The organism is Paraburkholderia phenazinium, from assembly GCF_900141745.1.
GTDB lineage: Bacteria > Pseudomonadota > Gammaproteobacteria > Burkholderiales > Burkholderiaceae > Paraburkholderia > Paraburkholderia phenazinium_B.
Genome location: NZ_FSRM01000002.1, coordinates 2,845,533 through 2,859,522 on the forward strand (window position 1 = coordinate 2,845,533; position 13,990 = coordinate 2,859,522).

Annotated in this window: 8 protein-coding genes; 7 read left to right on the top strand and 1 reads right to left on the bottom strand. The window is 64.8% G+C overall.

Features of this window, described 5'->3' with window-relative positions; all coding sequences use genetic code 11:
- Positions 1-2: 2 nt before the first annotated feature.
- From BUS06_RS32595 to BUS06_RS32620, 6 genes are all read left to right on the top strand, one after another.
- A complete protein-coding gene (locus BUS06_RS32595; RefSeq protein ID WP_254369023.1) occupies positions 3-1,553 on the top strand; it encodes an MdtP family multidrug efflux transporter outer membrane subunit in 1,551 nt (516 codons plus the stop codon).
- Complete coding sequence (locus BUS06_RS32600; protein WP_074268414.1) at positions 1,554-3,029, top strand: mechanosensitive ion channel domain-containing protein; 1,476 nt, start codon at positions 1,554-1,556, stop codon at positions 3,027-3,029. It begins immediately after the preceding gene.
- Positions 3,030-3,200: 171 nt separating this feature from the next.
- Entirely contained in the window at positions 3,201-3,614 is a 414-nt protein-coding gene (locus BUS06_RS32605; protein WP_074268415.1) for a Ros/MucR family transcriptional regulator, read from the top strand.
- A gap of 104 nt (positions 3,615-3,718) precedes the next feature.
- Positions 3,719-4,762: a helix-turn-helix domain-containing protein gene (locus tag BUS06_RS32610; protein ID WP_083611705.1), complete on the top strand. Its 1,044-nt coding sequence runs from the start codon at positions 3,719-3,721 to the stop codon at positions 4,760-4,762.
- A gap of 208 nt (positions 4,763-4,970) precedes the next feature.
- The gene (locus BUS06_RS32615; RefSeq protein WP_074268416.1) at positions 4,971-6,677 is read left to right on the top strand and encodes a helix-turn-helix transcriptional regulator; all 1,707 of its coding nucleotides are present in this window, start codon (positions 4,971-4,973) and stop codon (positions 6,675-6,677) included.
- A complete protein-coding gene (locus BUS06_RS32620; protein ID WP_074268417.1) occupies positions 6,674-9,769 on the top strand; it encodes an ATP-binding protein in 3,096 nt (1,031 codons plus the stop codon). The genes BUS06_RS32615 and BUS06_RS32620 overlap by 4 nt, the downstream gene beginning before the upstream one ends.
- Here BUS06_RS32620 and BUS06_RS32625 read toward each other — a convergent pair.
- A complete protein-coding gene (locus BUS06_RS32625) occupies positions 9,766-12,816 on the bottom strand; it encodes an AAA family ATPase (RefSeq protein ID WP_143787693.1) in 3,051 nt (1,016 codons plus the stop codon). The genes BUS06_RS32620 and BUS06_RS32625 overlap by 4 nt on opposite strands.
- A gap of 348 nt (positions 12,817-13,164) precedes the next feature.
- Between BUS06_RS32625 and BUS06_RS32630 the strand changes: the two genes are divergently transcribed.
- The gene (locus BUS06_RS32630; RefSeq protein WP_074268419.1) at positions 13,165-13,965 is read left to right on the top strand and encodes an acetoacetate decarboxylase family protein; all 801 of its coding nucleotides are present in this window, start codon (positions 13,165-13,167) and stop codon (positions 13,963-13,965) included.
- Positions 13,966-13,990: the final 25 nt, after the last annotated feature.

Sequence of the window (13,990 nt, forward strand, 5' to 3'; positions counted from 1 at the left end):
CGATGCGCGACGATCAAAACCCGTTGATGCAGACCGCGCGTGGCACAGGTGCCCGCCATGGGTTGCCGCGCTTCGTGCAGCGTTGGCTGGTGCTGCTGCCAGTCTGTGCGGGGCTGGCAGCCTGCGCGATGATTCATCACGATAGCCCGCCGGCGACGCTCATCCCACAGGACCAGATCCGCCTCGCCGACGATATTCACCTCGCGAGCGAAGGCTGGCCCTCTGCTCGCTGGTGGGAGCACTATCACGACCCGCAACTCGAAGCGCTGATCGAGCGCGGCCTCAGTCATGCGCCGACGCTGGCCATCGCCCGTGAGCATGTGTCGCAGGCCCACGCCCAGGTAGAACTGGTTCGCGCCGGGAGCGATCTGCAGATCTCCGCGATCGCCGAGGCGGATCGCGAACACGTATCCGGCCATGGATTCCTCAGCGCCTATGCTTCGAAGGATCCTGCCATCGGCGCGTACGGCCCGTGGTACTGGACCGGGTTGGTCGGCGTAGATGCTCACTACGATATCGATGTGTGGGGCAAGCAACGCGACCTCGTGCGTGCGGCGCTCGGCGAGCAGAACGCACGGCGCGCCGAGGCAGCGCAGGCCGAGCTGGAGGTGTCGACCGGCGTCGCGCAACTTTACTACCAGATCCAGATCGTCTACGCAAGCCTTGACCTGCTGCAGCAATTGCGCAGCGTCGAGGCGCTCGAACTGGACACCCAGACCGCGCGTCACGAACGAGGGCTGGCGGCGGTTACGCAGTCGGCCGAGGCACGCTCGCAACTGCTCGCGATCGACCAGCAGATCGCTTCGGCACAGGAACAGATCGTTCAGACTCGCGAGGCCTTGCGCGCAGTACTCGGTGCGGGACCGGACGACCTCCCGCAAATCACACCGGTGGCATTGCCCGCGCCCTCGGCCGGCCTGCCGGCCACGCTGTCCTTCGAGCTGCTCGCCCGCCGGCCCGACCTGCAGGCAATGCGCTGGCTCGTCGACGCATCGTTCGACCGTATCGATTCATCCAGGGCGGCGTTTTACCCGAGCTTCGACATCACAGCGTTCTTCGGTTTCAACGCACTACGCATGCGAGATCTGTTTACGCATACGGCTGAGCAGATCAATATCATTCCCGGGTTGTATCTGCCGATCTTCGACGGCGGTCGTCTGAATGCGAGCTTGCATGGCGCACGCACGGCCAGCAACACGCTGATCGAGCAGTACAACGAAGCGGTGCTCGATGCAGTTCGCGATGTGGCGCAAACGGGCAGTCAGATCGACGATCTCGATCATCGCGCGCAACTGCAGCACGAGCGGATCGACGCGCTGCGCGTCACGAGTGACAGCACCGAGGCGCAGTACGAGCGCGGTCTTGCCGACCGCACCGCGTCGATCCAGGCGAAGGCTCCGGTGATACAAGGGCAGATCGCGCTGCTACAGCTCAACGGCGACGAGCTCGAAGCGGAAATCGTGCTGACGCGGGCGCTGGGCGGCGGCTATCGCAGCGACGACCTGCCGAGCCGGCCGCCGGTGCCACCGTTAGCGGCCAGCGGAGCGAACTAGATGCTGCCGCAGCCGCTCGCGCCCTTGTTGCTTCCGGTCGCCGCGGTCGCGCTCAATTTCATCGTATTGCTGTGCTGCGCACGCATGCGCTTTGCGATGCCGCGCACCACGTTGCGCTGCCTTGCATTTGCCGCGCTGACGATCGCGATGCTGCACGCGGGTGTGACGCCGACGCAGACGCCCGATCTCGGCGCCTCCGCCGAGTACCGCTTTGCGCGCGGGGCGGTGCAGATCGCCTGGTGGCTGCTGGCGGCATCCACGATCATGGCAGTGGTGCGGCTCTACTACACGATCAACGACCGCACGCGCCAGGAGCGCTTTACGCTCGATGTCGCCGAGGTCGTGGCGTATCTGACCGCGGCGGTCGCCATCGTTGCCGATGTGTTCGACATTCCGCTCAAGGGCGTGCTGGCCACATCAGGCGCCGTCGCGATCGTGCTGGGGCTGGCGTTGCAAAGCACATTGGCCGACCTGTTCTCCGGCTTCGTCATCAATGCGACGGCGCCGTATCGCGTCGGCGACCGGATCGTGCTCGACGACGGCTCGGAAGGCTCGGTGCGCGAAGTGACGTGGCGCGCGACACACGTGCTCAAGAGCAACCATGATCTGATCGTCGTGCCGAACTCGGCGATCGCGAAATCGAAGGTCGTCAACGCGAGTGTCCCGGCTGGGACGCACGCGACCGTGGTCCGGTTTCAGGCGGATCCCGTGCATCGTCCGTCGTCGGTGGTGTCGGCGCTGCGGCTGGCAATCGACTCGTGCATCGGCATCGACCCTGCGCTGCCGGCGAACATCGTCACGAAGACGGTCGGCTGGCAGGCGACCGACTACGAAGTGACGTTCTTCGTCTCGAGCGATCGCAGCAGCGACGACACGCTCAACGTCTTTTTCGACGCCGCGCACCGGCATCTGGAAGCGCTGTCGCTGTTCCACACGCCAGCGGACGACGCGGACGCTTCGGGCGAGCGCTCGGTCGGGCGGCGCCTCGTCGAGAGCATCGGCATCTTCGGCCTGCTGTCGCGTGAAGAAAAGGAACAGCTCGCGAGCGTCCTGCAGGTTCGCGAACTTGCGCCTGGCGACGTGCTGCTGCAGGCCGGCGACGTGCCGTCAGCGATTACGCTCATCGGCTATGGCGTGATCAACGCATCCACCCGGCTCGACGGCGGGACCGTGGACGTCATGCGCTTTTCACCGTGCGAATACTTCGGCGAGAGCGGACCCATCGCGGGCGTGGCGGTCGGCGCGGAAATCTCGGCGAAGACCTACGCAATTGTTTATGAACTGCCGGGAGCGGCGATTGCCGCGTTGCTCAAACGGCATCCCGAACTGACGCATGTACTGGCCGCAAAACTCGCGGAGCGTGAACGCCGCGGACAGGCGTTAATGGAACCACCCAGGGACGTACCGCCAACGCCGCACGGCCTCGCCGCCTGGCTCGCACGCGGTATGCAGGCGCTCCATGGAATGCATCTCTAACCCGGCGCGCAGGTTTGCCCCCATTCGGGGGATTGACCCGTTCAGGTCGCGCCACTACTTTGATCAGGTATCCCACCTGAGAGTGAGACAAGCTTATGGTGCCGTGCGAATCCGCCTGCCGCTTTCGGGCAATCCCAGTAACGCAGGGCCTTTGAGCTCGCGAGGCCGCCCGTGACGGAGCGCCCCCATCTGATCGAACTGACCGCCGAGATCGTGGCGAGCTTCGTCTCGTGCAATCCGCTGCCCGCGGCCGATCTGCCCGCCTTCATTTCGAGTACCCATGCCGCGCTGGCCGCGTTGCGCGATCCTTGCGAGGACGCAGGTCCGCATGCCGAGGCAGCGGTCCCGATCGGCGAATCGATCCACGACGAATATCTGATCTGCCTGGAGGACGGCCGCAAGCTGAAGTCGCTCAAACGCCATCTTCAACACCGCTACGGCATGACCCCAGACCAGTATCGGGCGAAATGGGGGCTGCCGGCCAACTATCCGATGGTGGCGCCAGCCTACTCGGCGCTGCGCTCGACCATCGCCAAGAATCATCCCGCCGGTGCCATCAAACCGCGGCGCGGCACCCGGACCTGAGAGAAAACGGACACGCTCGTGCAGTGCGGTTTCACCCATTGGGGGGATACCGGAGGAGCGCCAGTCTCACGCATGATGCTCACCAATGAAAACGGAGTGACATCATGTCCAGACAGTCACAGGACGCGTCGAGCGTTCTCCGGGCGGCCTGTCCGGATGCGGCAGGCGGGTTCGGTGCAAACTTGTGGGCGAGCGAGAGTTCGGTCGTGCAGGTCGAGGAGCGTTGGCGCTGTCCGCCGTTTTCCGCAGTCGATGCCGCGGCGGCGGATCGCATCCTCGCCGGCAGCTGGAGCGAGGACGTCCCCGCGGGCGAGCCGCGCGAAGTGTCGAGCGTCGGCGATGAACGCTTCTATACGGTCGGCATTGCCCTGAGCGCCACCACGCTGAAATTCCAGCACGACGGCAAGATCATCTGCGACGGACCGGTGATGCCCGGTTCGATCCAGATCACGAAGCCCGGCGAAAGCGTCAAAGCCTTTTATGCCTCGCCGTGCCGCGTGATACATCTGTTTATTTCGCCGGACCTGTTGTCGCGGCGCTATGACGAAGCCGCAGGCCAGCTCGTGCGTCCCGATCTCGCCGACCAGGATCCGCGGATCTTCCGGGATGTCGCAGTTGAACGGCTGGCGCTCGCGCTGCAGGACGCCAATCCGCTCGCCGATACCTTCGGCCGCATGTATGCGGACAGCATTTGCGATGCAATCGTAGCCCGCCTGCTGGCGAGGCGCACCGACGTCATGCCGGCGTGGCCGGTTGCGCGAGGCGCGTCGCTGCCGAGATGGCGTCTGCGCCGGGCGATCGATTTCATCGAGGCCAATCTCGCCAACCCGATTGGCCTCGCCGAGGTGGCCGCCAGTACGGGACTCACGCGCATGCATTTCGCGGCCCAGTTTCGTTCGACGACCGGCTATTCGCCGCACACTTACCTGCTAAGACGTCGGCTCGAACATGCGCAGATGCTGCTGCGCTCGTCGGAATTCAGCGTGCTGAACGTCGCGCTCAGTTGCGGCTTCAGCTCGCATGCGCATTTCACCGCGGTCTTCAAGCGCATGATTGGCGAGCCGCCGAACGCCTGGCGGGCGCGCATGCGCGGTGCCAGGTTGCCGGACGATTCGCCCAGCCACGCCGCTCAACGGGGCGTTCCCTGATAGCGGCATTCCCGCATACGAATAGCGGCGTCACACGTTCATTTCCTGCCACGTTGTCCGTCTAACTTCCGTATAGGCCTCTTGACGACCCGGCCATTACCGAAAAATAACCGAATCATCACGCTTCGTAGCGGTGCCCGGTTTAGTCTTGGCCGCATCTTCCCTCGTTGTGCGGTTGCGACGATCTGGTGTCCCTACGGAGCCTGAAATGAACGATGTCGTTGTTGCATACGAAAGCTTTTCCACGACTGCACGAACACAGCGAAGTGGGGCGATTCCGTACGTATCGCCGGAATCGGGCGCGCAGCGTCCCAGCGCCGCCCCGGGATCTCTGCCGGTCGTTAGCGGCAGCGGGGCCGCTCTGCAGATTCCGCGCATGGGTGGCGCCCGGATCGGCGACGGCTTCGCGCACATCAGACTCGATATCGAACGGGCGTGGCAGGCCATCATGCGCTTCGATTCGCGCGAGGCGCTGGCCATCGCGGAGCTGATCGAGCAGCAGGCGAGCCGGCTGTCTGTGACGGTGACGAAAACGCTTCACGGCGAAATTGCGGCGCTGCGGGCGGTGGCCCTCGTGTTCCAGGACGATGAGGTGGCCGCGTTGCCGGCTGCGTTGTCCGCGCTTGCGCTTGGCGCAAGCGCGCCGACGGCGCAAGTCGCATTGACAGTGTGCCGCTGTGTGTACTGGCGGCGCGGCGATCTGGAGAGCTTCTACGCGGTGGAGCGCGTCGAACTGGACGCGCGGCCGGGCCCGATGCAGGCGCTCTCCGCGCTGTTCGATCTGGCCTTGGATGCCGCCGTCGCCTTCGATCAGATGCGCTTCAACGCGGCGCGCCTGCTGGCTGCCGATGCGCTCGAAACGGGGCGGCGCCTGCTCGGCAGACAGCTTCCGGCCGATGCGTTTCCCGCTTCCATCATCGCGCAAGTGCTCTACGAGCAGGGGCAGGTGGACGAAGCCGAGGCGCTGATCGCCGCACGGATAGCCAATATCCGCGAACGCAGTACGTTCGAAGGCGCACTGCGCGCGCATGTGCTGCTCGCGCGCATCGCCAGGAACCGGGGGCAAGCCGGCCGGGCGCTCGTGATTCTCAGCGAGGCCGAGGCGCTCGGTGCGCGGCGCGGCTGGCCCCGGTTGCGGGCAGCGAGCCTCGCGTACCAGGTCGAAATCGAAGCAGGGAACGGGCGCCTCGAGCAGGCCGAGCAATGTCTGGAGCGTCTCGCCGCGCTCACACGTGAAAAGCGGGCCGCGAGCACCAGCGGCAGCAGCGCGGCCCTCGAAATCGCGCGTTTTCATACCCTCGCACGGGCGCACGTCGCTTTGGCCCGCTCGCCAGGTACCGTCGATGTCGCGTCATTGCGGCAGGCTCATTTCGACACGGTACGGCGCGGCAGTCTCTATGCAGCGGTACCCGTTGCGCTCCTGCTTGTCGAGGCGTTGCTCGTGACGGGGCAACGCGGCGAAGCCGTCGAGGTGCTGGTCAATCTGCTCAAGCTCGCGCCGTCGGTCGGTCTGCATCAGACGCTCGTCGATTGCAGCGTGCGCGTCGCGGAGCTGATCGAGGCGATCGTGCAACGGCGGATCGCCTCCGTGCACGAGGCGGGTGAACTGCTGCCTTACGCGGGGCTGCTGCTGGTGCACCGGCAACGCGGCGCGCGCCAGGCGATTGAGCCATTCGCGGCGCGACGCCCGAACGCAGCCGCGGCACTCAGCGAGCGCGAGCGTCTGATCGTCGACCTGATGGGGCGAGGTCTGTCCAACAAGCAGATCGCGGTTCAGTTGTGCATCGCGCCTGAGACCGTAAAATCGCACGCGAAGCATCTCTATACGAAGCTGTCGGTCAGAAACCGGACCGAAGCGGTCACACTCGCCACCCGCCTTGGCCTGATCCAGATTCCGAGGAATTTTCCGGCTTGAACCCCGACTCGCGTATCCACACGTCGCTCCAGTTTCCCGGCTTTCAGCTCGACTTGTCCAGTCAATGTCTGTGGCGGCTGGATCCGGCGCAGGCCGCTACCCGTATCGACCTCCCGCCCAAGACCTTCGCTGTGTTGCGGCATCTGGTGGAACATGCGCAGCAGCTGATGTCGTTCTATGCGCTGCTCGAAGCCGTGTGGCCCGACGTGCATGTGCAGCCCGAAGTGCTCAAGGGACATGTCGCTGCAATCCGTCGCGCCCTGGGTGACGATGCCAGTCAGCCGCGCTATGTTGAAACGCATCGCGGGCACGGCTATCGCTTTATCGCGCCGGTCGGCAATCTCGCCGTCGGCGGCGAGTCAGGCTTCTTTGCACGCAGGGCGGAGCGCTTCGTGGGCCGCGCGCCGCAGCTCGATGCCTTGCTGGCGGCACACCGGCGTGCCGAGGCCGGCTCGCGGCAGATCGTGTTTGTCACGGGCGAGGCGGGTATCGGCAAGACGGCGCTCGTCGACGAGTTCCTCGCTGCGGCAAGCCAGGGCGACACACGGGTGATGGGAGGCGGGTGCGTCGAAGGCTATGGCGGCACCGAACCTTATTATCCGGTGCTCGAAGCGCTCGGCCGCCTCTGCCGCGGAGCAGGCGGCGAGCAGGTCAAGACGGCGCTCGTCTCGATCGCGCCCACCTGGGCCATCCTGATGCCGTCCTGCGTGCCGGCGGATATCCTCGATTCGTTGCTCGCCCGGACACTCGGCGCCGGGCGCGAGCGCATGATGCGCGAAATCTGCGACCTGCTGCAGACGCTGGCGAGAGAACGCCCGCTGTTGCTCGTGCTGGACGATCTGCACTGGGCGGACTTTTCGACCATCGACATGCTGTCCGCGCTTGCCCAGCTCGAGGGACCGCTGCGGCTCATGATCGTGGCCGTTTACCGTAGCGACGACGCATCTTCCGTCCGGCATCCGGTGATGAAGCTCAATCACACGCTACTGCTTCGCAGAGCGTGTGAGGTGATCGAGCTTGCCCCGCTCAAGCCCGACTCGGTCGGCGCCTGGCTCATGCATGGCGCGAGCCTGAACCCGCTCGACGAGGAGTTGGCGCATCTGGTCGCCGAACGCTCGGGGGGCAATCCACTGTTCATGCAGGCGATTCTCGAGCATCTGTACGAGCATGGCCTCGCGATCAGGACGGTTGACGGCTGGCATCAGACGGCGAGCGCCGCGCAGTTGCGCGAGGCGCTTCCGCGCACCATCGTGCAGGTCATCGAAATGCGTATCCGGCGGCTGGCTGCCAGGGCGCAACGCATGCTCGAGGCGGCGAGCGTGGCGGGACTGACGTTTGCGCCGGCAACAACGGCCGAAGCGGCTGCGATGAGCATCGAGGCGTTCGAGGATCTGTGCGACAGCCTTGCTCGCCAGGGCCAGTTCATTCGCCGCGCCGGCGTCCAGAGCTTGCCCGACGGCAACAGCGCGCAATCGTTCAGCTTTACGCATGCGCTGGTTCGCAGCGTCTTCTACGACCGTCAGGGACTAACGCGGCGCTCCAGGTCGCACCGGCTGATTGGCGAGCGTCTCGAGACGCTGTTTCCGGTGGGGCAACGCGGCAGTCTCTCGGCGGAGCTCTGCTGGCACTTTGCCGATGCGCAGCAATGGGACAAGGCGCTCGACTATGTACGCACCGCCTTGCAAACCGCCAAGGTTCGCTGTGCCTATCGGGAAGCGCTAGCCGCGCTCGATCAGGCCGATATGCTGCTCGCACGCCTGCCGGCCGACTTGCGCGCGTTGCGGCGCGTCGAATTCGTCGAAGCGCGCGCGGCGCTCTATGCGGCCGCCCATGACCGGCAGGCGATCGACGCATACCGCGCGCTGCACGAACAGTCGACTCGGCTCGGCAAGATCGAAGTGCAACTGCGCGCGCTGCTCGGTCTGTCGTACGTGCTGAGCTGGGACGATCAGGCTCGCTCGGTGGAATGCCTCGACGATGCGCTCAGGCTCAGTGCGTCCTATCCGGACCGGCGCGTTAGCGCGTCGACGCAGATCGCATGCAATGTGCGGCGTATCTGGACGCAAGGCTGGAACACGGACGATGCGCAGCAATTCGGCGACGCGCTCGCGACCGTGCGCGAGATAGGCGATCCGGTGTCCGTCGCGCAAGCGCAAATGGAGCACTGCATGCTGATGATGGTGTCGACGCAGTACCGCAAAGCGCTGCAGACCACGCAGGCGAGCTATCGGGTGTTGTACGACCATGCGGCGAGTCACCCGTGTTTCGATATCTCACGCCCAATGTGGATGGTGCGTCTGGGCGTGCCGTGGGCGTACCTGTCGCTTGGCGAACTGGGCCGCTCGCTCGACGAATTCGACCATGGCATCCGGCAGTATCACGACAACGGCAATTACTTCGCGGCGCGCACCCTGCAGGTCTATCGCGGCTGGCTGCTGATCCATACGATGGACTTCGAAACCGTCCTCGAACTCGACCGTCAGTTCAGGCAGGCGGCGGATCGGCCCGGGTCCGACGACGAAGCCCGCCAGCGTGCCGCATTACTGCCGCCCCAGCAGCGCGTCTGGACCATTCTCGCCGGGCTGGCTCACGCTGGGCTTGGCGAAAACGCCGCTGCCGCAGCGCGTTTTGCCGAAGCGGAACAGCAGATGGAGCGCGAACCGATCATGTTCGACTGGTACTGGCGACTCCTGCTCGAATGGGGATGCGCCGACCTCGCGATAGCGCAAGGCGACTACGACGCGGCGCAATATCGTGCCCGCCGCTTTCTCGAACGCGCGCTTGCCACCGAAGAACGGACCTGGCAGGCGCTCGCGTGGGAAACCATGGCGCGCGCATCGTTGGGGGAGGGCCATTTGCAGAACGCCAAGGTCCAGCTGGACGCCGCGTTTTCGGTGACCGAAGGTTTCGAGACGCCGCTCGCGGACTGGCGTTTGCAGCGCACCGCTGCGTCGCTGCACGAAGCGCGCGGCGACATGCAGCGTATGGCAGCGGCACAGCAGCGCTACGTCGAATTGCGTGTCCGTCTGGCCGGCTCGATCCCGCAAGACGCGGGTTTCGGCCAGCGGCTCGCGGAGCCGGTCGAGGGCTAATCCCCGGCGTCGAGCGTGGCCCGCAGACGATGCCCGGTGGGCAAACTTGCCGCGAGCGCCGCTTTTTTGGCAACTGCGAATTCGGCGTGACGCTCAGCCGTTTGCGCATCGCCGCTCACGCGATAGGCCTCGCTTGCCGTGCGATGGATGCGCCAGTCCGCGAGCGGAGTCTGGAAATGCTGCGTGGCAACGAGCGCTTTTTCCACATACCGCACAGCGTCCGCCACCGCACCAAAGCGCAGCGCGACGCGTGCCTGAATCTCCCACGACAAACCCTGCCAGGTGCGCTCTTCCGTGCCGCTCGCCGCCTTCACCAGACGCGCGGCGTGCGTCATCGCTTCGTCCAGATCGCCCTGCATCAGGGCAAGGCTCGCGAGACCCCATTCGAGCGCAAGTCGCCAGTACCAGTCGAAAATCACCGGCTCGTTATCCATGCGCTGCATCACGTCGGCCAGATGCACGCGCGCCGTGCAGGTGTCGCCGAGGCCAAGATAGGCCAGTCCCTTCAGGAGGATGGCGAGCCGTTGTTCCGCGGGAAGGGTCGAGCGGCGCACCGCGGTCCCGGCCAGCGTTTCCGCGAGAACCTGGCTGCAGGACTCGAGCATGGCGTCGAAGTCCAGCGCATGGAATTGCACCCAGCAGCGATACAGCGTCAGCGTATCGGCACCGTACTGATTGCCATTGGTGGCATACATGGCAATCGCCCGGTCGAACTCCTGATGTGCACGCCCAAGCTCGCCCAGATATAGCAGCGTCCAGGGCACACCGAGATTGACCATCCAGGTAGCGCGAGCCATGTTGAACTCGGGCCGGTTCTCGTCGTTGTCGACGAGGAACTGGTAGTTCGCGAGAATGTTGTCCTGGGCCTGCTGATACCGCGCGGATACCATCATGACCATGCTGTATTCGCATTGCGACCAGGCGGTCGTGAACGGATCGTCGCCATTGCCCAAAGGCTCCAGCGCAGCTTCGCACTGACGGATGTCGTCGGCACGCCAGCCGCGCACCCACATTCTCCAGACGTAACAACTGATGCGGGTGCGCGCCTGCTGTTGCAGATTGGTCTGCCGTTCGCTCAGCACCAGCGCTTCGTCGATGATCCGGCTGCTGCGCAGCTGATCGCGCCAGCTATAGGCGTAGGCGAGGCTCAGTAAGGCGCGGCTCTGGATATCGATCAGACCGAGTTGCGCGGCACGCCTAGCCAGTTGTTCGCAGGTCTCGAGCGCGCGCCGGTCATGCGCTGCGGTAAAGACCGACGCACGTCCCTCGAGGAACTCGGCCTCGGCCGCTGCGCGTGCCTCGTTCGGCAAGTTGGCGGCCAGCATCATGGCGCGATCGAGGATAGCGAGTGCGTCGTTGTATGCGAGACGCTTCTTCGCGGTCTGGATCGCGATCCGCAGATACCCCAGCGCGCGCGACCATTGCTTGGCTGCCGCGAAGTGCTGGGCCAACTCCGCCGCGACGCTGCCGTGCTCTCCCGGCGCGCTGCGCGCTTCGAGCTCCTCGGCAATCCGCAGATGCGAATGAGCGGTACGCAGCGCGCCCTGACGTTCGTAGAAGGTCTGCCGGTACATCGTGTGGCGGAATGCGTAGGTCCGTGCCGTGATCATGCGCTCGAGCGGCGCAGGCGCCTCGCGGCGGATGAAGCTCTCCTGGCGGCACAGCGCTTCGCACGTCTCCTCGATGCTTTCCTGGCTCAACTGGGCCGCCGGCGCGACAAGCGTGGCATCGAAGCTGAGTCCCGCCACACTGGCGGCTTCCAGCACGCGCTGTTGATTGCCCGTCAGCCGCTGGATGCGATGCTCGATAACCTGGCTCAGAGTCAGCGGCACTTCAAGCCGCACTTCCGACGGAGACAGATGCAGCTTCCACCCCTCGGGGGTGGACTGCGCAATGCCCTGTGCGACCAGATGATCGAGCGTCGCCACCATAAAGAGGGGATTCCCGCCGGAGTGCTCGCAGACGAGTTGTGCCAGACCGTTTTCGCGAGCGTTCTGCGCCTTGCCTTCAAGGTATTCGGCAATGGCGTTTTCGGTCAGCGGCTCGAGCACGATGTCGTGGCAAAGCTTCTGCAAACCGAGGTCGTGGTTCAGGCGGCACAGTGGATGCTGAGCGAACTCCGCATCTTCGGGGCGATAGGTGACCACGACCATCAGGCGCGCGTGGGTGCGATGACGGGCGAGCGCAGAGAGCATGTCGACCGTCGAATAATCCGACCAATGAAGATCTTCGAAGACGAGGGCGAGCGGCGTTTGCGCCGAGAGCGCGGCGAAGAACTCGCAGATCTCGCGCAGCATGCGGCCGCTGACCGCGCCGACCAGCTGCCGCTGCAACTGGGCGCGATGCCGCTCCGGCACCGAGCCGGGAAGCTGCGCGGCCCAGGTGGGCGCGATCGAAATCAGGCTGCGCATGATGGCGGCGCCCGCGTCGCCGCGCACCAGTTGGGCCAGCGCTTCGAGCACGGGGTAATACGGCTCGGTGCCGCCGTAGCCCTCGACGCAGCGCCCGAGCGAAGTCAGCACGTCGCCACGGCCGTCGAGCGATTCGAGGAACTGATTGACGAGCGTGGTCTTGCCGATGCCCGGTTCGCCGGCGACGAACACAATCCGCGATTCGCCTGCGCAAGCCTCGTCGAACAGCGTTTTGAGCTTGTTCAACTGCGGTGTGCGTCCGACGAAAGTACCGTCAGCCGGTCTCTCGACATCGTCCGTGGCGTTGACCGGCGTGCGGGCCAGCAGCGGGGCGATGAAACGGTAGCCGCGGCCGCGCAGCGTTTCGATAAAGCGGGGGTTGGCCGGATCGTCGCCGAGTGCGGCGCGTATGGACAGCATGTGCCCCTTCAGCACTTCCGGTTGCACTGTGACGTTTTGCCAAAGCGCGTCGAGAAACTCGTCGTGCGTCACGAGGCGGCCGGCGTTGTCGATCAGGTACTGCAGCATGTCATACGCACGAGGCCTGAGATTGAGCCGGGATTGGCCCCCATCCGGCGTCGCTTGCCAGACACACTGGTTGGCCCGGTCGAGCCGGAAAGGCGGGAATTCGCTCACTTTTGTCTCCGACCGCACGGCCCATTCATTCTTGCAATCCTATATGAAAGGCGATGGCCGCCTCGGTGCGCTGGGTCTGGCGCGGATTTCAGCACGGCAGGGCAATTGACCACTGAGGCGTGGCGAGCCTTGGCGTCTTCGGCAGGCATTAACGTAGTTTTAAACATTTGGCCGATTCTATACCGGCAAAATGACTGCGAAAACCTTCGACGTAACGGTATGGACCACGGCCTTGCGCAAGGCTTTCAAACGGCCTTTCGACACCCGATCGGGGGATAGGACACGTTAGCGCCTTCGAGAATAATGGGTCATCGCGACTGCGGTCGCTCCCATTGAGGATGAAACGAAATGCTTAAGGCGTTTTCAGTTCCTGTTACTCCGCAAGGGCAATCCGCACTTGCGACGATGCCGCCGTGGCACTATTCGAGCGACTGTCTGGCCATCGAATACTGGGCCGATCCGAAGGCCATCGCGGCCTTGCTTCCACGTGGCATGACCGTGGACGAGAAATCAGGCGGGCGCGCCTTCTTCTGGTTTCTGGACTGGCAGTTCACCGGGTCCAACGACGAATTGACGGACCCGGCCCGCTATCAGTACCGCGAGGCCTTCGTTCTGGTCGAGGCGGTATTCGACGGCGTGCCGGTCAACTATTGCCCATACATCTTCGTCGACAACGATGCGGCGATTGCCCGCGGATGGGCGCAGGGTTTTCCGAAGAAACTCGCGAGCGTCTATCAGACCCGCAGCTTCTCCGCGCCGAGTGCAGCGGCGGCGCCGCTTGCCAAAGGGAGCCGCTTCGGCGCCAGTGTCTCGGCGCACGGCGAACGCCTGGCGACGGCCCGTATCCAGCTCGAGGAGCCTGTCGCCGACCCGACGACCGTGTTCAACCGCCCGACGACCATGCGCCGCTACTTTCCCCAGCTCGCCGCCGGGCTTCAGGACAAGCCGCCGGTCGACGAGCTGACCATGTCGCTTACGGACAATCTGGCGATCGTCGATGTCTGGACCGGAACCGCGGAGCTGAAACTTCCCGAGGTCGCCGGTGAGGACATGCACCTGATCGCTCCGCTGCGCGTCGGCCGCGGTTATCGGCTGGGGATGTCTTACTCGGTGACGGATCTGCGGATTCTGAAGAACTACGTCGAGTGACAGGCCGGAAACGTCAGGACAGGAG

What these genes read in the sequence shown, in the direction of transcription:
- BUS06_RS32595 (WP_254369023.1), top strand. Translation starts at nt 3, where the DNA reads ATGCGCGACGATCAAAACCCGTTGATGCAGACCGCGCGTGGCACAGGT.
- BUS06_RS32600 (WP_074268414.1), top strand. Translation starts at nt 1,554, where the DNA reads ATGCTGCCGCAGCCGCTCGCGCCCTTGTTGCTTCCGGTCGCCGCGGTC.
- BUS06_RS32610 (WP_083611705.1), top strand. Translation starts at nt 3,719, where the DNA reads ATGTCCAGACAGTCACAGGACGCGTCGAGCGTTCTCCGGGCGGCCTGT.
- BUS06_RS32615 (WP_074268416.1), top strand. Translation starts at nt 4,971, where the DNA reads ATGAACGATGTCGTTGTTGCATACGAAAGCTTTTCCACGACTGCACGA.
- BUS06_RS32630 (WP_074268419.1), top strand. Translation starts at nt 13,165, where the DNA reads ATGCTTAAGGCGTTTTCAGTTCCTGTTACTCCGCAAGGGCAATCCGCA.